At 69.9% G+C, this 19,279-nt stretch carries 10 protein-coding genes; 6 read left to right on the forward strand and 4 right to left on the reverse strand.

Features of this window, described 5'->3' with window-relative positions; genetic code table 11:
* Window positions 1–110 precede the first annotated feature (110 nt).
* Together DB31_RS28980 and DB31_RS28985 are read left to right on the forward strand one after the other, a co-directional pair.
* Window positions 111–3,077 (forward strand): choice-of-anchor D domain-containing protein, encoded by a 2,967-nt coding sequence (locus DB31_RS28980; protein ID WP_044193493.1) that lies wholly within the window; start codon window positions 111–113, stop codon window positions 3,075–3,077.
* 145 nt (window positions 3,078–3,222) lie between these two features.
* On the forward strand, window positions 3,223–4,152 hold the full coding sequence (locus tag DB31_RS28985; protein ID WP_044193495.1) for a metallophosphoesterase: 930 nt from the start codon (window positions 3,223–3,225) through the stop codon (window positions 4,150–4,152).
* 6 nt (window positions 4,153–4,158) lie between these two features.
* On the opposite strand, the gene DB31_RS28990 is transcribed toward DB31_RS28985, so the two are convergent.
* Window positions 4,159–7,344 carry a sensor histidine kinase gene (locus tag DB31_RS28990; protein WP_052420335.1) on the reverse strand — a complete coding sequence of 1,062 codons (3,186 nt, stop codon included), beginning with the start codon at window positions 7,342–7,344 and terminating at the stop codon, window positions 4,159–4,161.
* A gap of 84 nt (window positions 7,345–7,428) precedes the next feature.
* On the reverse strand, window positions 7,429–8,724 hold the full coding sequence (locus DB31_RS28995; protein ID WP_044193497.1) for an immunoglobulin-like domain-containing protein: 1,296 nt from the start codon (window positions 8,722–8,724) through the stop codon (window positions 7,429–7,431).
* Between the two features lie 555 nt (window positions 8,725–9,279).
* Here DB31_RS28995 and DB31_RS49755 point away from each other — a divergent pair.
* The gene (locus tag DB31_RS49755; protein ID WP_169787109.1) at window positions 9,280–9,417 is read left to right on the forward strand and encodes a hypothetical protein; all 138 of its coding nucleotides are present in this window, start codon (window positions 9,280–9,282) and stop codon (window positions 9,415–9,417) included.
* 6 nt (window positions 9,418–9,423) lie between these two features.
* Here the strand turns inward: DB31_RS49755 and DB31_RS29005 are convergent, their stop codons facing one another.
* The gene (locus DB31_RS29005) at window positions 9,424–10,254 is read right to left on the reverse strand and encodes a GNAT family N-acetyltransferase (RefSeq protein ID WP_044193503.1); all 831 of its coding nucleotides are present in this window, start codon (window positions 10,252–10,254) and stop codon (window positions 9,424–9,426) included.
* 172 nt (window positions 10,255–10,426) lie between these two features.
* Here DB31_RS29005 and DB31_RS29010 point away from each other — a divergent pair, with 172 nt between their 5' ends.
* Complete coding sequence (locus tag DB31_RS29010) at window positions 10,427–11,455, forward strand: ROK family protein (RefSeq protein WP_044193505.1); 1,029 nt, start codon at window positions 10,427–10,429, stop codon at window positions 11,453–11,455.
* A gap of 30 nt (window positions 11,456–11,485) precedes the next feature.
* On the opposite strand, the gene DB31_RS29015 is transcribed toward DB31_RS29010, so the two are convergent.
* Entirely contained in the window at window positions 11,486–12,382 is an 897-nt protein-coding gene (locus DB31_RS29015; protein ID WP_044193508.1) for a phosphatase PAP2 family protein, read from the reverse strand.
* Between the two features lie 40 nt (window positions 12,383–12,422).
* On the opposite strand from DB31_RS29015, the gene DB31_RS29020 reads away from it, so the two are divergent.
* Both DB31_RS29020 and DB31_RS29025 read left to right on the forward strand, forming a co-directional pair.
* Window positions 12,423–15,641, forward strand: coding sequence for a PD-(D/E)XK nuclease family protein (locus DB31_RS29020; RefSeq protein WP_044193510.1), 3,219 nt, complete (start codon window positions 12,423–12,425; stop codon window positions 15,639–15,641).
* The gene (locus tag DB31_RS29025) at window positions 15,638–19,276 is read left to right on the forward strand and encodes a UvrD-helicase domain-containing protein (RefSeq protein WP_044193512.1); all 3,639 of its coding nucleotides are present in this window, start codon (window positions 15,638–15,640) and stop codon (window positions 19,274–19,276) included. Before DB31_RS29020 ends, DB31_RS29025 begins: the two co-directional genes overlap by 4 nt.
* Window positions 19,277–19,279: the final 3 nt, after the last annotated feature.

Raw genomic sequence — 19,279 nt, forward strand, 5'->3', positions numbered from 1 at the left:
TTTTTACTCACGGTATCCGGCCCGTTTGCCTCGTTGACTCCTCGTCTCCTCCGAGTGGGCATCAACGTTGCACATGCCTCTCCCGACGCAGGTTTCGGGAGGCGGCGATTATGTGGGGACGTCGGTGGGTGGTCCTAACGGCGTGGGCATGCGTGGCGGCGATGGTGGGGGGCTGTGATCGGCCCAGCTCGAACGGGCGAGGCGCGCGGGCGGCGTTCGCGGCGCGCCCCGAGCTGCTCGACTTCGGCCCTGCGGCCGTGGGCTCGACGAAGACGGTGAAGCTGAAGCTGGCCAATGGCGGCCGCGCCCCGGTGCGCATCGAAGGCGCGCTCTCCAGCGTGCCCAACGTAGAGGTTCCGCCGTTCGAGCCCTTCTCGCTGAGCGCGGGTGGGGAGACGGAGATCGAGGTCCACTTCACGCCGGAGGTGGAGGGCTCGGTCAAGGGCGTGGTGGAGATCTTCACGGACGCGGATGCCTCTGAGAAGACGTCACAGGTGGCCTTCACGGGCTTGGGCGTGAATGCGCTGGTGGAGGTGAAGACGCCCTCGCTGGACTACGGCAATGTGACGCTGGAGACCGTGGCCATTCGCGACCTGGTGTTGCGCAACCCCACGAGCGTGGACAGCTCGATGCGGCTGGAGCTGAGGGGGCCGGACGCCGACCAGTTCTCCTCCACGATGACCGGCAAGGACGTGGTGCTGAAGGCGGGCCAGGACTGGACGCTGCCCGTGGGCTTCAAGCCCAACCGGCTGGGGACCGCGTCGGCGGAGGCCCGCGTGAAGGTGTGCGACACGTGTGAGCCCGTCGTCGTCCCGCTCACGGGCATGGGCGTGGCCGCCGAGCTGGAGATCTCCCCGGTGCGCCTGGACTTTGGCCGCGTGGCCGTGAACGCCACCGCCGAGCAGAGCATCATCGTGCGCAACCAGGGCAGCGCGCCCATGTCCTATACGGGCGCCAACATCGTCTCCAACGCGGGCGGCGTCTTCCGCGTGGTGAGCACGCCGCTGCCGCAGGGCAACACGCTCAAGCCGGGCGATGCCGCGGAGATCCGCGTGGCCTTCACTCCGGCGGCGGTGGGCACCGCGCCCGAGGGCAAGGTGGAGATCCAGGTCCGCGCCTCCAACTCTTCCGCGCCCGTGCCCAAGGTGGCGCTGGCGGGCGAGGGGGGCTCTTCCTGCATCGGCGTGCAGCCCAGCCTGGTCGACTTCGGTGAAGTGGCCGAGGGCATGGCGGCCACCCGGCAGGTGCAGGTCTACAACCGGTGCCGCACCCAGGTGCTGGTGAGTGACTTGCAGATCGCCACCCAGCGCGGCGGCTACTTCTCGCTGGCCCAGGCACCGGCGAGCCTGCCCATCGATCCGGGCAAGTCCGCGCCGGTAGGCGTCACCTTCACGCCTCGGGCCGGGGCGGGGGATGGCGTGGCGCAGCTGTTCGTGACGGTGCGCCAGGGCGCCTCCACCTCCACCGAGGGCGTGGCGCTCAAGGGCTCCGGCAAGCTCTTCCCGCCGTGCCAGTACACGATGACGCCGCAGGTGCTGAACTTCGGCCGCGTGCCGGTGGGCTCGGAGGTGGCGCTCGGGGTGTCCTTGCGCAACACCGGTACTACCCCGTGCTTCCTGGCCTCCATGCAGCTTGCGGGTGGCTCGGATGCGGTCTTCAGTACGGGGCGCGTGGAGAACACCGTGGTGCTGCCCGGCATGAAGGCTTCGCTGCTGGTGCACTTCAAGCCGGACGCGGCCGCCACCTTCGGCGGGCTGGCCGAGGCCTGGGTGAATCACCCCAGCGCGGGCCACCCCACCGTGACCGTGCAAGGCGAGGGCTCCACGGGCTGCTTCGCCGTGCAGCCCACCCACGTCGAGTTCGGCCTCGCCAAGCTCACCTGCGAGCCGCGCGCCAAGGAGCTCGTCGCCTATAACCGCTGCGCTGGCCCCGTCACCGTACAGAGCATGGTGTTGGAGCGGGACACCGAGGAGATCTCCCTGTCCGAGTCGCCCCACTTCCCGCTCACGCTGGAGGCCAACCAGAGCTTCCGCATCCACGCCAAGTATGAGCCCACGGACGAGGGCGAGGATCTCGCGGCGCTGCGCTTCGATCTCGGCCAGGGTTCCGTCTACACCGCGAGCCTTGTCGGCCGGGGCGCCTCCAACGCCAACCAGGTGGACTCTTTCATCCAGGAGTCCGCTGCCAAGGTGGACGTGCTCTTCGTGGTGGATAACTCGGGCTCGATGATGGAGGAGCAGCAGAGCCTGGGCGCCAACTTCGCGGCCTTCATGAGCGCGGCCACCGCTTCCGGCGTGGACTACCACATCGGTGTCACCACCACGGGCCTGGACTCTTCCTCGGGCGGCTGGTCGTCGTGCCCCGGCGGCGCCGAAGGTGGCGAGAGCGGCCGGCTCTTCCCGGTGAACGGCTCCTCGCCGCGCATCATCACCCCGCTCACGCCGAACGCCGCGGGCGTCTTCGCCACCAATACCCACGTGGGCGTGTGCCACTGGAACGAGCAGGGCCTCGAGGCTGCCTACCGCGCCCTGTCGGATCCGCTCCTGCACAGCCTGGACGATCCGCGCACCCCGCAGACCAGCGACGGCAACGGCGGCTTCATCCGCGACGAGGCGCGCCTGGCCATCATCTTCGTCACCGACGAGGAGGACTTCTCCAGCCAGCCGGTGCCCTTCTATGAGACGTACTTCAAGGCGCTGAAGAGCAATGATCCGGGCAAGCTGAGCGTCTCCGCCATCGCAGGCCCGGTGGATCTGTCCTCCTGCTCCACCGCGAGCAGCTCCGGCACCCGCTACATCCAGCTGGCCAATGCCACCGGCGGCGTGGTGGAGAGCATCTGCACCCCGAACTGGGCCGAGTCCCTCAAGAAGCTCTCGGACACCGCGTTCGGCCCGAAGCGCTCCTTCCCGCTGTCGGATGTGCCGGCGGACACGAGCCAGATTGTCGTGAGCGTCAACGGCGTCCAGATCACCTCGGGCTGGGTCTACGACGGGGCCAGCAACTCCATCGTGTTCGACCAGGGCGCCGCGCCGCCTCCGGGCGCCTACATCGAGGTGACTTACCCCCTGGGTTGCTAGCCCTGAGAGGGAAAACACGCAGGACCCTGGGGGCGTCCCGAGCGGGGCGTCCCCATCGTTATTTTCGCTTCTCACTGTTTCTGGACAGACAGAGGAATTCTCCCTCGACATAGGGGTTGGCGCGCGGCAGTTTGAAAGGCGGTCAATGCCTCCAGAATCCCTGCTTGTCGTTGGAGTAGGAGACATCCATGGGCGCTTCCACCGGGTGGAGGCGTGGATGGATGCGCTGGAAGCGGCGCGCGGTCGCTCCGTGGATTTCATGGTGGCGGTGGGGGACGTGGAGGCGTTCCGGCGGGCGGATGACCACCGGCGCAAGGCGGCCAAGCGCGCCATGCCAGCCGAGTTCGCCGAGTACGCGGACGGCACGCGGCGGATGAAGCGGCCGCTGTACTTCATTGGCGGCAACAACGAGGACTTCGAGGCACTGCACGACCACCCCGAGGGTGTCGAGCTCGCACCGAACGTGCACTACCTGGGGCGGGCGGGGCTGCGGCACGTGAGGGGGCTGCGGGTGGGCTACCTGTCGGGCATCCACGCGCCGCGCTTCTTCGAGCAGCCCATAAAGCGGCCCACGTCGCTGGATTCGGCGAAGCAGGCGGGCTACTTCCGCACGCCCGAGGTGGAGAAGGTGACGGGGATAAGGGACGTGGACCTGTTCCTGGTGCACGAGTGGCCCCGGGGCATCGTCCAGCGCGCCCGGGACGAGGCGCTGCCCTCCTCGCGGCCGCTGCCGTCCTACTGGATTGGCAACCCCATCACCCGCAGGCTGGTGGACACCATCCGGCCGAGGTGGGTGCTGTGTGGGCACTCGCACAAGGGGTTCGCCGTGTCGCTGGGCGGCGAGGGCCACCGGCCGGTGACACGCATTGCCTGCCTGGATCAGGCTGCCCGGCCGGAGGAGGCCGTGTTCTGGCTGGAGTACGAGGGCCGCGAGCCCGTGCGTGCGGGGTGGGGCCTCTCGGGCGAGGTGGCGTGGAAGGCGGGAGAGACGTGGAACCTCACGCGCCTGCCGGCCACCCCGCCTCCCCGTGTCTCCGAGGACGCAGGCGAGATGGAGGAGCACGAGTCTCCCTGAGCGAGCTCAGGCGTTCGTGGTGGGCTCCTCCGGAAGGGAAGGCGGGCCCGCGGGCTGCAGCAGCACCTCGAAGGTGGTGCCCTGGCCGGGCGTGCTGCGCACACGGATGTCTCCGCCCATGGCCTTGACGTAGGTGTGGCACAGGGACAGCCCCAGCCCCGTGCCCATCCCCACCGGCTTGGTGGTGAAGAAGGGATCGAAGATGCGGGGCAGCACCTCCGGCGGAATGCCCGTGCCGGTGTCGCTTACCTCCACCCTGAGCGGGCCCGCCTCTTCCTGCCGCGCGGTGAGGCGGATCTCGTGCTGGTCCGCGTGGCCCTCGGGGATGGCCTGGGCCGCGTTCACCAGCAGGTTGAGGAACACCTGGCCCAGATGCGTCTCGTCTCCCATGACCCAGAGCGGCCCCGTGTAGTCCTTCACCAGCCGGGCCCGGTGGCGGATCTGCCCGCCCGCCATGGAGGCCGCCAGCTCCAGCACGGGCGCCAGATCCACCTGCGTGGGCTGCCGCGGCTTCGCTCGGGAGAACGTGCGGAGATCCTGGATGATGCGGCTCATCCGATCGGCACCTTGCAGTGCCTCGGCGAGCGCCTGCCCCACCTCCTCCATCCGCTCGCGGTCCTCCGGGGGCACGTGGAGCGCACGCACCTCCGAGTCCACGAAGTGCAGGTTGGAGATGACGAAGGACAGCGGGTTGTTCAGCTCGTGGCCCACGCCTGCGGCCAACGTGCCCACCGCTGCCAGCTTCTCCGCGTGGACCAGCCGCTCCCGCGCGTCCTGCAACTCCTGGACGTGGGCCTGCAGATCCGCGTTCACCGTGGCCAGCTCCTCGGTGCGCTGGGCCACGTGGGACTCCAGCTGGCGCTCGCGGCGGCCGGCCTGGCGCAGGCGCAGCCACACCAGGCCCGCCACGGTCAGCACCACCGCCAGCCCGCCCATCGCCCGGAACCACCCCGTTTGGTGGAAGCGAGGTTTCAGCTCGAACATCAGCTCCACGCCCGGGGCCGCGCCACCTCCGTCCGCGTACTCCGCCTCCACGAGGAACCGGTAGCTCCCCGGCGGCAGGCTCAGGTACCAGGCCTCGCGCCGGGTGCCGGCCTGGACCCAGTCCTCGTCCGCCCCCTCGAGCCGGAAGCGGAAGCGCACCTGCTGGGGTGCGCGCAGGCCCGCCGAGGTGTAGCGGATCTCCACCCGGCCCTCACCCCGGGGGATGGAGCCCCGCTCTGACGGAGGGATGGGACGTCCGTCTACCCTCAGCTCTTCAATGAGCACCGGAGCCGGGGGCAGCCGCGCGGCCTCGGGGCCCGGCGTATACGCGACAGCGCCGCGGATGGTGGGGAACCAGAGCCGGCCGCTGCGATCCCGCCACCCAGCGGGGGCACCCAGGGCGTTGCACTCCGCCGAGCGCATCCCATCCTCCGCGCCATAGACGCGCGGGGTGAGGTGCACGAGCCGGCCCTCGGCCACCGCGTCCAGCTCCGCCTTCGACACGTGGGAGATGCCCTTGTTGCTGCTCATCCACAGGTCGCCCTGGCCGTCTTCGAGGAGCTGGAAGATGCGGTTGTCGTAGAGCCCGTCCGTCACGGAGAAGCGCCGGAACTGTCCCTCCTTCCAGCGGAAGAGCCCGTCATCGGTGCCGATCCACAGCACACCGTTGCTGTCCTCGTGGAGCGCCGCGACCTTGCTGTTCAGGGGCCCGCGCTCGGGCGCCAGCAGGGTGCTCCGCCCCTGGAGGAGGTGGGCCAGCCCGCCGTCCCGGGTGCCCAGCCACAGGCCTCCGGCGGCGCTGGCACGCAGCAAGCTCAGGTCCTTTCCAGGGAGCCCGCCCTCGGGCGTGAAGGGCTCGAAGCGCTCCCCGGTTCTGCGCGCCAGTCCCGTGGGCGTGCCCACCCAGAGGGTGCCCTGGGCGTCCACCTCCAGGTAGAAGGCGCGCACGTCCGTCAGTCCCTGTGCCTCGCCGTATGCGGTGAACGTACCGTCGCGCCAGCGGTTGATGCCGCTGCGCGTCCCCACCCACACGTTGCCTTCCGGGTCCTCCGCGAGCGTGCGGACGCGATCCAGGACGAGGCCGTCGCGCGGCGTCCAGGACGTCATCGTCCCGTCGCTCTGCATGCGGGTGACGCCGCCTCCCAAGGTGCCGAACCAGATGCTGCCGTCTCGCATCTGGCGGATGGTCAGCACCATGTCGCTCCCCATGCCCTCCAGTGGCCCGTAGGGCGTGAAGGGCGCGTCCTTGAGGCGGTGGAGCCCTCGGGCCTCCGTGCCCACCCACAGGTTGCCCTCGCGATCCTCGAGCAGCGTGCTCACCAGGCAGCCTTCCAGCGGGTGCCCGCGAGGCAGCTCCGAGAGCTGGCCGTGAGACCACCGCTGCAGCCCTCGGCCCAGCGTCCCCATCCAGAGTGTGCCAGCCCGATCGAAGAGCATCAGGCCAATGGGAGCACCGGCCGTGCCTGCTCCCGGCACCGGCCGCATGACTCCGTCCACGAGCTGGTAGACGATCCCCGCCTCGGTGCCGGCCCAGAGCGTGCCCCGCGAGTCGAGGGTCATTGTCCGCACTGTGACGCGCTTCTGGCCTTCGAAGGGCAAGGGCGCCGTCCATGCGGTCCCATCCCATCGCTGCAGGCCTCCCTCGCTGCCCGCCCAGATGCTGCCCTGCTCGTCCTCCACAAGCGCCAGCACCGTGTCGTTGGCCAGCCCGTTGGCCACGGTCCACGTCCGCAGCTTCCCGTCGGAGACTCGCGAGATGCCGTGCCCATCCGAGGCCACCCACAGACTTCCGTCGCGGGTGGCCAGCAGCTCGTTGGGGCTGGAGAGGGCCTTGTCCGGCGGAGCGGCCAACGCGAAGAAGGTGCCCTCCCGGAAGCCTGCAATGCCCTCGGTGGTGCCGATCCACAGCGTCCCATCCGGCGCGAGCTCCAGGTTCCGCACGGAGCGGCTGGGCAGGGCGTGGGTGTTCGCCGGCTCGAAGACGGTGAAGTTCACCCCGTCGAAGCGGACCAAGCCCTCCCAGGTGCCGCTCCACAGGTAGCCGTCCGGCGTCTGGGCCATGTCCAGCACGCTGTTCTGCGGCAGCCCCTCCGCCGTCTGCCACGCCCGGTGGGGGAACTGGAGCAGGGCCTTGTCCGGGTCCAGCGCCCAGGCATGCCCCCAAGCTCCCAGCACGGCTCCCAGCAGCAGGATCCCCCGCAGGCTCATGGCCCCATCATCCCAAGAAACACGAAGGGCCGGGCGCCACGATTGGCACGCCCGGCCCCTTGCTTCAGCCCCTACCGAGTGCGGTTACCAGGGGCAGTTGACCACTTCCACCGTGCGGGTGAGCGGGGCCGCGCTGTTGCCGCCGCTGTCCGTCAGCGTGTACTGCACCGTGTAGACGCCCTCGACCCAGCCGTTGGGGAAGCCCGTCCAGTGCGCCTCGGGGGTGATATCGCCGTAGCAGGTGTCGAACGCCGTCCAACCCGGATCCACCCACTGGCTGCCGCACTGGTGGACCATGTGCGTGGGGCCCTTGAGCGCGAACTGCGGCGGCTTGGTGTCGTTCACCGTCACGTTGCGGATGGCGCTGACCGTGCGGCCCTGAGCATCCCACGCGATGTACTGCACGGGGTAGGTGCCCTCGGCGCAGGTGGCCGGCCCGGGGCCGTACGCGTCGTGGCCCGAGTTGTAGTAGTGCACCTCGAGATCCGAGCAGTCCGCGTTGAACGCCTGGGCGCCCGGATCCGTCCACGTCGTCTCACCGCACTCCAGCGTCATGTCCAGCGAGCCGTTGGGCACCAGCAGCGGGCCCGAGCCCGGCGTGCACGCGGAGCTGGTGCTCATGTTGCTGCTGTTGCGGGTGAGGTTGTTCGGGTTGTTGCTGCACACCTGGCTGTTCACGCACGCCAGCGCCGCGTGGCTGCAGGTGCCGTCCGTGTTGCAGATGTCCGTGGTGCAGCTGTCGCCATCGTCGCAGCTCGCGCTGCCGCTGCAGGCGGTGGAGACCACCTCGCCGTTGAGCACCACGTCCGCGCGGCGCAGCCGGTTCTCCGAGCAGCAGTCATCCACCTGGGTGATGACCACGCGGTTGAGCTCGCCCGCCTTGACGTGCGAGGCCAGGTTCGTCGTGCCGCTGCCGCCCAGGTACACGTAGCTGCCGGGGATCACCAGGCCGCCCGGGTGCTGGGAGTTGTAGATGGTGACGCGCGAGCCGTCGTCCATGCCGGTGAAGCTGATGGTGAACGTCGTCACGGCCACGTTGGACGGGATGTTCACGAACGTCTGGAAGTAGGTGAAGTCGCCGTACGCCAGACAGGTGGTCGGCGCGCTACACACCCGAGAGGGAATGTCGAAGTTGATATAGTCCGGGTTCGGCGCCGACACCCAGTCCGGATCCGAAGCGGCCGGAACGCTGGCCACGTCGTACTCACAGTTCTGCCCGTGCTGCGTGGGGTTGCAGCTGAACCGCACGAGTCCCAGCGGATTGCTGGCCGTCACCTCGTTACCATTGTGCATCTGCCACGGCGAGCGGCTCTGGGCCGCCGCGGGCAGGGCGAAGAGAACGGCGAGAGTTCCTACCGCGCCTACCAACTTGTTGATCATCTGGTGTAGCCCCCTCGTCGGAGCGGCCAGCCCGTTCTGGCCAAACTTTTTGACGCCCAACGTCACAGTACCAGCGTCAAAAGTGGTTCTTACTGTACCGGGAGAGCAGGCTCGATCTCAAGGGGGGAACAGGTATTAATCGCGTTTTTCAGATCTTGATAAAGGCGGCCAATCAAGGGGCAGGGAAGAGGTAAGTCTCAATAAAATCAAAGGCTTGCTGATCGTGGGTGATCTTTGCATCCACATCCGCCTGCAAGAAAGTACCTCCTGCGCTGAAGGCCTCATCGAAGCTGTGGTGGACGTTGTGTTGGAGTTCGCCAGCAGCGCCATGAGGGTGCTGCCCCCGTGGGACCAGCCGAGCACGCCCACGCGGTTCATGTCGATGCCGGGCACGGTGGTGAGGACCTGCTGAAAATCTTCCCGGCAGGCGGAGAGAGGAGCTCGGGCTGGGAGGTGACCGTCCGCTTTGACGGACAGGAATCCGCGCAACCGGCAGACGCCTCCTTCCGATAATGGAGGTATCAGCCACACTGAATCCCAAAGGCGGGGTCTGCCATGAACCAGGCTTCCGAAGTCATCAACCTCGAAGAGTTCCGCAAGAGCCGCAACGCCAAGCCGGCCACCGTTCGCGCCACCCCTCCGACGACCTTCTGGTCGCCCGTCTGGGTGTGGGTCATGGTCTGGTCGGCGTAAACCCTCTTAGGTCGAGGAGGGCGCCAGGCCCGCGCTGTGTTTCACCAGGATCGCCCGGGAGTACGCCATCGCGAAGCCGAGGCGCGCTGCATTGCGCTCCGTGGGAATGCCCGGCCCCGAGATGATGACGGCAAGCTGGCTGCCTTGCTCTCGGCCCCGCTCCATCCTGGCGGCGATCAGGGCCTGCTGGACGCCTCGTCCTCGCCACGCGGGCTTCACGGACGTTCCGAACAGGGCAGTGAGGCCGTCCCGGGACTCGCAGCCCCCCGCGCCAATGGGTTCGCGTCCCTGGCGAGCCAGGAAGGCGTCCTGCACGGGCCGGCGCACGGCCTTCATGCCCAGCTCCAGGAACGCCGGTGGCAGAGGCTCGCCGTCCTGGAGGAAGCCGCTCTCGGCGACCTCTACGTACTCGCGGACCGCGGCGTCATCCTCGGGGTTGACGCGCTCGACGGTGATGCCTGTCGGCCAGCCGAGTGGCAGCAGCTCCCGGTAGGAGTCCTTCTCCGAGAGCTTGCGGACCAGCACGTTGGCGAACTGCTGGAGCACGAACCCGCGCTGCGCCAGCGCGTTGAGCAAGGCCGGGAGGACGAAGGGGCTCAGCTCCACACGCGGCTCGACGCCTCGGGTGGTGAAGAACGCGATGAGCTCATCCAGCTCCGCATCGGTGAGCGGCCGCTCGTACCCGATTCCGCAGGCCTTGTTCACGTAGGAGCCGGGGCCATCGCAGGCCAGCCAGCCCTCGGCCAGGGGGCGGCGTTCCCGGGCCAGCTCCGAGGCGGCGAGCGCCTGCCGGCGTTCCACGAGCCGGGCGATGTCGATGAAGCTCCAGTCATTCATGGGCGTAGGTCCTCTGGCAGTGCGGGTGGCAGGGCTGGGCGTTGAGCATCTTACGGTGACGGTGCGTTTCCACCCCCACCTGGGCGAGAGGGGTGGCTAACGTCACTGCGCCCCGGGACGCGGTGCCGGTCCGTCTGCTGACGGTGCGCGCCGGGGCGGGAGGATTCACCGAATGCGTGGTGGCGAGAGGCAGCAAGTGTTCGCGGGGCTTGATCTGGGCGGGACGAAGATCCAGGCCGTGCTGGTGGACGTGGAAGGGAAGGTCGTCAGCCAGTGCCGCCACGCCACCCCGCAGCAGGGCGGCCCACAGGTCATCATCGAGGAGCTGTTCGCCACGCTGCAGGAGGTGACGCGGATGGTGAATCTGGAGCCCTCGGCGCTCGCGGGCGTGGGGGTAGGGGCTCCCGGCGCGGTGGATCCGGTGGCGGGCGTGCTGCTGCAGGCGGGCAACCTCCCCGGCTGGCACGGGCCTCATCCCCTGGCCGAGATCTTGTCGAAGAAGGCGAAGGTGCCGGTGTTCCTCGGCAACGACGTGCAGGTGGCGGTGATGGCCGAGGCGCGCTTGGGAGCTGGGCGCTCGTACCGTTCGATGCTCGGGGTGTGGTGGGGGACGGGCGTGGGCGGAGGCATCTACCTGGACGGCCGGCGCTGGACGGGGCGCGGGGCGGCGGGGGAGATCGGCCACATTGTCGTGCGGCGGGGCGGCGCGAAGTGCTCGTGCGGGCGGCGCGGGTGCATGGAGGCCTACGCAGGCCGGGGCGCTATGGAGCTCAAGGCTCGCAAGGCCGTGGCGCGCGGGGAGAAGACGCGGCTGTTCGAGCTCATGGAGTCGCAGGGCAAGGACCGGCTCACCAGCGGCGTCTGGATGAAGGCGCTGAAGCAGGAGGATGGCCTGGCCGAGCGGCTGATCGCCCGTGCCGTGCGGATGCTGGGGGCCGGCATCGCGTCGGCGGTAAATCTGCTGGATGTGGAGGCGGTGATCATCGGCGGCGGGCTGGGCACGCGGCTGGGCGAGCCGTACGTGGAGCGCATCATCCAGGCCATGCACCCACACCTCTTCGTGTCCCAGCGGCCTCCGGACGTGCGCCTGTCGGCCCTGGGCGAGCTGTCCGGGGCCATTGGCGCGGCACTGCTCTCCGAGCCTCCGGCGGCGGGGACTTCTTCGCACCGGAGCTCCCGGTCCGTGAAGGGTGAGGTCTGATCCCGAGCCCTCAGAAACGGGCGGGCCGGCTCAGAACCGCCCGCTGAGCACCACGCTCCCAGGACCGCCCGACACACTCACCGAGGCCGCGCCTGGAGACGCCTGGGGCTCGCGGCCGTGGAGCAGCAGCGGCACGGCCACGCCGAACGCCGAGCCCAGCAGCGCGCCCGTGGCCACGTCCGTGAGGTAGTGCTTGTCCGCCGCCATGCGCAGCAACGGCACGGTGGTGGCCAGCGGCAGCCCCACGCCCCAGATCCACTCGCGGTGCTTGTACCCGCGCAGCTCCGCCACCGTCCCCGCCGACACCACCAGCGCGAACGCCAGGTTCGTGTGCCCGCTGTAGAAGGAGACGTTGTTGTCCGTGGGGTGCTCGGTGAGGGGCTTCTGGTCCTCGGGCAGCACGTGGACGAAGGGCCGCTCGCGGTCGGCGAGGAACTTCACCGTCTGGTTCAACACCGAGGACAGCACCGCCGTCTGGATGATGATGCCCGCGTCCTGGAAGAAGACGCTCCGGGGCGCGCCGCTCCCGTGACTCAGGGCGTACTGCGCTCCCAGCACACCCACTGGCAGCAGACCGAAGTCCACCACGTTGCTCCATGTGTCCGCGCGCTTGCGCTGGGCCTCGGTGCTGCCCGCGATACCCCGGCCCCACTTGTCCAGGCCGTTGAGCGAGTCCGTCCCGTCCGCGTTCCGGTCGCACCAGCCACATGTGGCCGAGGCCAGGTCCTTCTTGAGGAAGGCCTCGCTGCCAATCCAGATGAGGGCGCCAACGCCCGTGAGGGCCCCATCCCGGGCCCAGTTGAACCGCAGTTCATGAATGCCAGAAGCGGGGCTGGCGACGGGCGCAGCCTCGGGGGGCACGGGAGATGCAGCGAGCAGGGAAGCGAGCGCCAGGGCACACGGAGCGGGAAGCACGGAAGGAAGCATAAACGGCCGCACCTCGGACGTTCTACACTCCGCTCACGGAATGTCCCGTCCCAGCCGCACCCTCCAGGTCTTCCCCGACGCATCCCGTCGCCAGCAAGTGCTGTGCGCCGCACGGGAAAAGCGCGGCCTCGTGCTGGCCGCGGGTTGGCTCACGTGGGACGAGCTCGTCAACGCCCTGGGTGGAGCAGCCGAGCTCCAGCGTCGCCCGTGTCCGGCCTCTACCTCGCGCGTCCTCATGGGCGCGCTGGCGCAGCAGCTGGGGGAGACGCCCTTCGGAGACTTTGTCCACGAGCCCGCCTTCGCGCGCGCCGCGGTGGAGCTGGCGCTCGACATGAAGGCGGGCCGGCTCACCCCGCGTGAACTCCATGATGCCGCCGAGTCGCTCCCGCCCGACCGCAGGGCCCGGGTTCGCGTGCTGGCCCGGCTGTGCGAGTCCTACGAGCGACGCATGGCCGAGCTGGGGCTCGCGGACCGCGAGGACGTGGTGCGCGGCTCGCGCGAGGCGCTCATTCGCAAGCAGTGGCCGGCGGGCTGGGAGGACGTGGGGTCCATCGTGCTGCACGGGGTGTACGACGTGCGGCCCGCGGCGCTGGAGATGCTCCTGGCGCTGTCCTCGCTGTGCGAGGCGCGGAAGATCTCGCTCCGGGTGGAGACGCCGGTGGGCGGCTCACTGGCGGCGGACGCGGCGCTGGCGTCGCTGTTCCGCGCGTTCGAGAGCCGTGGCGAGACCGTGGGCCACGTGGACCTGTTCAAGGCGGATCTCACCTTCGAGGGCCGCCCGTTGTCCGAGCTGGGCCGCCACCTCTTCTCTCCAAAGGTGGCCCGAGGGGCATTGGCGGCCACGGCGGCCGGCAACCTGCGCATGTGGAGTGTGGGCACCGCGCAGGATGAGGCGCGGCAGCTCGCTCGGGACGTGCGGCGGCTCATCGGCGAGGGTGTCTCTCCGGGGCGCATCGCCGTGGCGTGGCGCGAGCTGGGCCCGGAGGCGCGGTGGTTGGCGGCGGCGCTCGAGGAGCTTGGTGTGCCGGTGCGCCTGCCGTGGGGCGAGCCGCTGGTGCTCACGAGCCCGGTCCGGTTGGCGGTGGAGCTGCCGCTGCTCGTGGAGGATGGCTTCCCAGCCACGCGTGTGGCGGAACTCGTGGCCAGCCGCTACGCGCCCACGCTCTCGCGAGGGGCTCCGGATGCGCCCGCTACGCTCTTTACGCTGGCGGCTGTCCGGGACGATCGGCTCGGAGCGCTGCGTGGGCGCGGTGCGTATGACGTGCGCCTGGAGGGCTTGGCCAAGCGCTTGAGGAAGGCCCAGGACCCGCAGGCCCACTCGGTGAGCGTGCTGCGCGAGCGGTGCCTGAGGTTGATGGAGCAGTGCCGCCGCATCCCCGAGGCAGGCACGGCGCTGGAGCTGCTCGGGGCGTGGTGGGGCGTGGTGCGGCAGCTCGGGCTCCAGGATACGGAGGGACCGCTGGCTCAGCGGGACGAGGGAATGCTGGGCGCGCACGCGCTGGAGGCCCGGGCTCGGGACGATGCCGCGCGGCAGGCGCTGCGCCTCCGGATTGGCGAGCTGGAGCGCTCTCTGCGCCGGGTGGGCGGAGGCCCGAGGCTCTCGCGTCGCCTCTTCGGGCGGTGGCTGGCGGACGCAGTGAAGGACTTGCACCTGCCCGCGCGGGGCCCGTCTTCGGGGGCGGTGGAGGTGCTCGACATCCGCGACGTGCCAGGGCGGACGTTCGGCTACCTGTTCCTGGCGGGGATGACGGAGGGCCGCTTCCCGGGGCACGAGGAGCCGCACGCGTTGCTGGGAGATGCGGATCGGTCGGGGCTCAACCAATACCTGCGGCGCGAGGCCTTCCGGCTCACGGGCGGCGAGTTCGAGGAGCGCGCGCCGTGGCGGCTGACGGAGGATCGGCTGCTGTTCGCGAGTGCGCTGGTAGCGGCCGAGCAGCGGGTGAGCCTGTCCTATTCGGTGGCGGGGGCGGGTGGGCAGGAGCAGGTGCCCTCATCGTTCCTGGAGGAAGTGCGGCGGCTGACGGGGATGACGTGGGAGGCGCGGGCGCTGATGGCGGTGCCTCCGCTGGACGACGTGCTGACGGAGCCGGAGCTGCGGCAGCGGGTGGCGCTGGAGACGATGGCGCCGGCGCAGCTGCGCGTCACGGAGCCGGACGTGGCAGGCAAGCTGCTCAAGCGGCGCTTCGAGACGGAGGAGTGGTTCTTGGCGGCCCGGGAGCTGGCGCGGGTGGAGTACCAGCGGCTGCACTTCTTCAGCAATCCCACGAGCGAGGTGGGCCCCTACACGGGCGCGGTGGACGGCCCGGGGGTTCGCGAGGCGCTGCGGGAGACGTTCCGCTTTGACATTAAGAAGCCGCTGTCGGCGTCGGCGCTGGCGCGGTTTGGCAACTGTGGCTTCCAGGGCTTCCTGGCGTACGGGCTGAGGGTGGAGGAGCCGGAGGCGCCGGGCGAGGAGTTCGACGCGCGAGGCCGGGGCACGTTCTGGCACCGGGTGGTGGAGGAGGTGTTCATCCGGCTGAAGCAGAAGGGGCTGCTGGGTAAGGGGCTGCCAGAGATTCCGGACGAGGTGCTCACCGAGGCGTTGAACGAGGCGGTGGCCTACTTCGAGGAGCGCTACCACGTGGGGCACCCGGCGCTGTGGAAGCTGGCGAAGGAGCGGGCCCGGGCGATGGTGCGGCGGATCCTCGCGCACGAGCGGCGCGGCCTCCCGTTCGATCGCTACGAGCCGGAGGGCTTCGAGCTGACGTTCGGGCCGGAAGCGGACCCGGGCCCGTGGCAGAACGTGTTCCTGTACGCGGGCGACGAGGCCATCTACTTCGAGGGGAAGATCGACCGGCTGGACAAGGCCGCGGGGGACGTGGGGGTCATCGACTACAAGTCCGGGCGGCTGGACCGGAACACGTTGCGGGAGAAGCTGCTCTCGTCGGACTTCCAGCTGCCGCTGTACCTGTTCGCGGCGAGGGCGAGCGGGCACAAGGAGGCGCGCAAGGCGGCATGGTTCTCGTTGCGCACGGGCGAGGTGCTGGACTTGTCCAAGGTGCTTTCGGACGAGGAAGTGGACGGCATGCTGTCCACGGATCCGGAGGTGCGGGCGAAGCTGGCGGAGGAGGGCAAGCCGAATCTGGCCAACGCAGTGGAGGGCCTGGTGAAGAACACGCGTGAGGGCAAGTTCGGCATGCGTCCGAAGGACTGTGGCCGGTGCGGCTATCGCGCGGCGTGCCGGATTACAGAGCGGCGGGTGGTGGAGGAGAGTGCATGAGCGCGGTGTCGCCCCTGGCGCTGGAGCGCAACCTGGCGCTCATGGCGGGCGCCGGCGCGGGCAAGACGTACAGCTTGGTGACGATGGTGCTGCACCTGTTCGCGGGAGCGCGCGAGGGGCTCGCTCCGCTCAAGCCGTCGCGGCTGTGCATGCTGACGTTCACGGACAAGGCCGCGGCGGAGATGCGGGCCCGGACGCGCACCCGCTTGGACGCGCTGGCGCAGGGGGAAGCCGAGGAGCCGGAGCTGCGCGCCTCGCTGGAGCGGCTGGGGCGGCCATTTCCCTCGCAGGACTCGTGGCGGGCGCTGCGGGAGGAGCTCGGGGCTGCGACGGTGGGCACGTTCCATTCGCTCTGCGGACAGCTGCTGCGCCGGGCGCCTCCGGGGTTGGGGATTGATCCGGCCTTCGAGGTGCTGGATGAGCTGGAGGCGCTCGGCCTGGTGCAGGACGTGTGCGAGCGCGTGGTGCTGGACGGCCTGGAGTCGGGGGACCTCCGCGTCACGGAGCTGTGCCAGGAGCTGACGTTCTCCGGCTCAGGGTTCTCGGACGGACTGGTGGCGTCACTGCGGCAGGTCTACGGCAAGCTGCGCGAGGAAGGATTGCGCGCGGCCACTGCGGCGCTGTCGAGCCCGGAGGAGGCCCGCGCGGAGCTGGTAACGCTCATCCAGGAGGGACTCAAGCACTGCCAGGAGGCGCGGGAGCTGGACGCGAAGGGCGAGTGGGGTCGGTTGATCTCCGCGTGCGAGCGAGCGCTCCAGCCGATGACGCCGGAGAACTTGGGCGAGCCAGACCGGCTGCCCTCGCTGAAGGCGGCGTTCATCGCGGATGGCCGGAACTTCGCGAGGCTGAGCAAGGGCGCGGCGGGCCCCATCCGCTCGCTGTACTGGCTGACCCGCGGCAAGAGCGACGGCTCGGTGATGCGGCTGGAGGATGCGTACGCCGCGTGGCGGACGGCGCCCTTCGAGGCCACCTTCCGGGACTTGCTCGGCAAGGTGGAGGTCCGCCACGAGGGCGAGTTCATCCGCCGCAACGTCTTCGACTTCACGGCGCTGCTGGTGAAGGCGCGGGACTTGCTGAGAGACCACCCGAGCTTCCGCCGTCAGGTGCAGGAGCGCATGGGCGCGCTGCTGGTGGACGAGTTCCAGGACACGAACCGCCTGCAGCTGGAGCTGGTGCTGTTGCTCTCGGAGCTGCGAGAGGGAGGCCCTCGGCCGGTGCGTCCGGACGAGGATCTGCGCGCCAGGCTCCCATTGGAGCCTGCGTTCCTGTGCGCGGTGGGAGATCGCAAGCAGTCCATCTACGAGTTCCGTGGCGCGGACGTCTCGGTGTTCACACTGCTGGCGGACAAGATCGTCTCCGAGGGAGGTGTGAGGGATTTCCTCCGGTTCAACCGCCGCTCGGTGCCAGCGCTGCTGGACTTCTTCAACCGGACGTTCGCGGGGGTACTGGTGGCGAGCGATCCGCCGCGGCCCTACGAGGTGGTGTACGTGCCGGAGGAGGACGATCTCTCCCCGGTCCGCCGCGAGCTGGCCGAGGCGCCTGCGGTGGAGCGGTTGGTGCTCGGGGAGGCGGAGTCCTCGGCGGACGCACGTAATAAGGATGCGGAGGCCGTGGCGAGGCGCCTCCGGGTGATGTTGGCACCGGGTGCGGATCCTTGCGTGACGGACGAGGATGGCCAGCGTCTGCGGCCCGCTCGAGGCGGCGAGGTGGCCATCCTCCTGAGGACCTTCACGCACCTGGAGGTGTACCGGCAGGCGCTGATCCGGCACGGCGTGCCGCACAGGGTGCTGCGGGGCCGGGGCTTCTACGGTGCGCAGGAGGTGTTGGATCTGGCCTCCTTGCTGGCGCTGCTGGCGGACTCGGAGGACACGTTGGCGCTGACGGCGGTGCTGCGTTCTCCGCTGGTGGGGCTGTCGGACGCGTCGCTGTTCCGGCTCTCGGGCCCGAACGGACTCACGCTGGCGGAGATCCAGAAGAAGGACCTGGACACGTGCGAGCTCCCGCCTCGCGAGCGCCTGAGGCTGGAGCGATTTCTGGCGGCACTGCCCTCGTTGAGGCGCGAGCGGGATCGGCTCGGAGTGCGCGCGCTGCTTCAGGTCGCGCTGGAAGTCACGGGCTACCGGGAGGCGATGGCGGGCTCACCGTACGCGGAGCAGGCCAGCGCCAACATCGACAAGCTGCTGGCGCTCGCGGCCCGTCGCGACGAGCGAGGCACGGGAGGGTGCACGGCGTTCGCGAGGGAGCTGCGGATGCTCGCGGACGCGGACCCCACCGAGGCGCAGGCGGACCTGCTGGACGCGGGAGATCCCCGTGCGGTGCAGATCCTCACGATCCACCGGGCGAAGGGGCTCGAGTGGCCGGTGGTGGTGGTGCCCGCGCTCGGGGGCAAGCGGCGCAACACGAGCGCGCGGGCGCACTTCGAGCGCACGCACGGGCTGGTGCTGCGCCCCTGGTTGCCGGACACGCTGGAGGACTTCCGCTCCCGGCGCTTCGACCGGGTGAGAGAGGAGCTCAAGTCCCGCGAGTTCGCCGAGTACCGGCGGCTCCTCTACGTAGCGCTCACGCGAGCCCGGGACATGCTGATCCTCTCGGGCTCGGCGGAGCGCGGCGCTTCGGACTCCTGGTGGCACATGATGGAGGCGCGCTTGGACGCGGACGCGGGCCTCCGGCGCCGGGTGCTGGACGTGGAGGTGGACTCACTTCCACCACCCGCCGACCCCTTGCCGCCGAGTGCAGAGGAACTCGCGGAAGCAGAGGCCCGGGTGGAGGCGGCCCTGGAGCGCGTCCGAGGCGGTGTCTCCCTGCCCGAGCCCGAAGAAGCCATCGTCTCGGCGGCGCAGCTCCAGGACTTCATGGCGTGCCCGAGGCGCTACCGCTACGTGCACCAGCTGGGAATGAGCGGGCCGCGGCCGTGGGAGCTGCCGGCGAGGACGGTGCCGCCATGGGTGGAGCTCGAGCCCTGGCTGGAGACGCGGGGCCCGGCGCAGCTGGTGCCGTTGCTGCTGCGGGACGTGGATCTTCAGATGGCGGAGGCCCCTGTCTCGGAGCGGCGCCCTCACTTGGAGAAGCTGCTGCGGTACATGGGGCGGCAGCCGGACGAGGAGGGGATGGACGAGGTGCTGGGGATGGTGGATCGCTTCCTCGGGACGGAACTGGCGCGGAAGCTGGCCGCGAGCCCGTCAGCGAGCATTCATCGGGAACTCTCCTACCTGCTGGATCTGCCTTCGGCGTCCGCGAGGGGCCGGACGGCCGTGAGCGGGACCTTGGATCTGTTGTGGGAGACGCCGGAGGGGGAGGCGTGGGTGTTGGCGTGGCGCCCATCGAAGCGTCATCCGCTGGGCGTCTCGGCCTTCGCGAACGAGCTGATGGCCCAGGGGCTCGCGGCGAAGCGCCTGGTGCGCGAGGGTGTGGCGGTGCGGGTAGGGGTGGTGTTCTTGGGGGAACCCACGCTGGCGGCGGAATTCCTGACGTTGCCGGGAGGCTGGGAGGAGCGGGCGGGGCGGCTGGCGGAGGCGGTGCGGGCCCTGGTCCGAGGGGAACTCCGCAGGGAGTGGCCGGGGCGGGAGCGGGAGACCTGCCAAGCACTGCATTGTGGCTTCGCGGAACACTGTCACGGCGCCCCAGGGGCGTGCTAAGGC

This window comes from Hyalangium minutum, assembly GCF_000737315.1.
Lineage (GTDB): Bacteria > Myxococcota > Myxococcia > Myxococcales > Myxococcaceae > Hyalangium > Hyalangium minutum.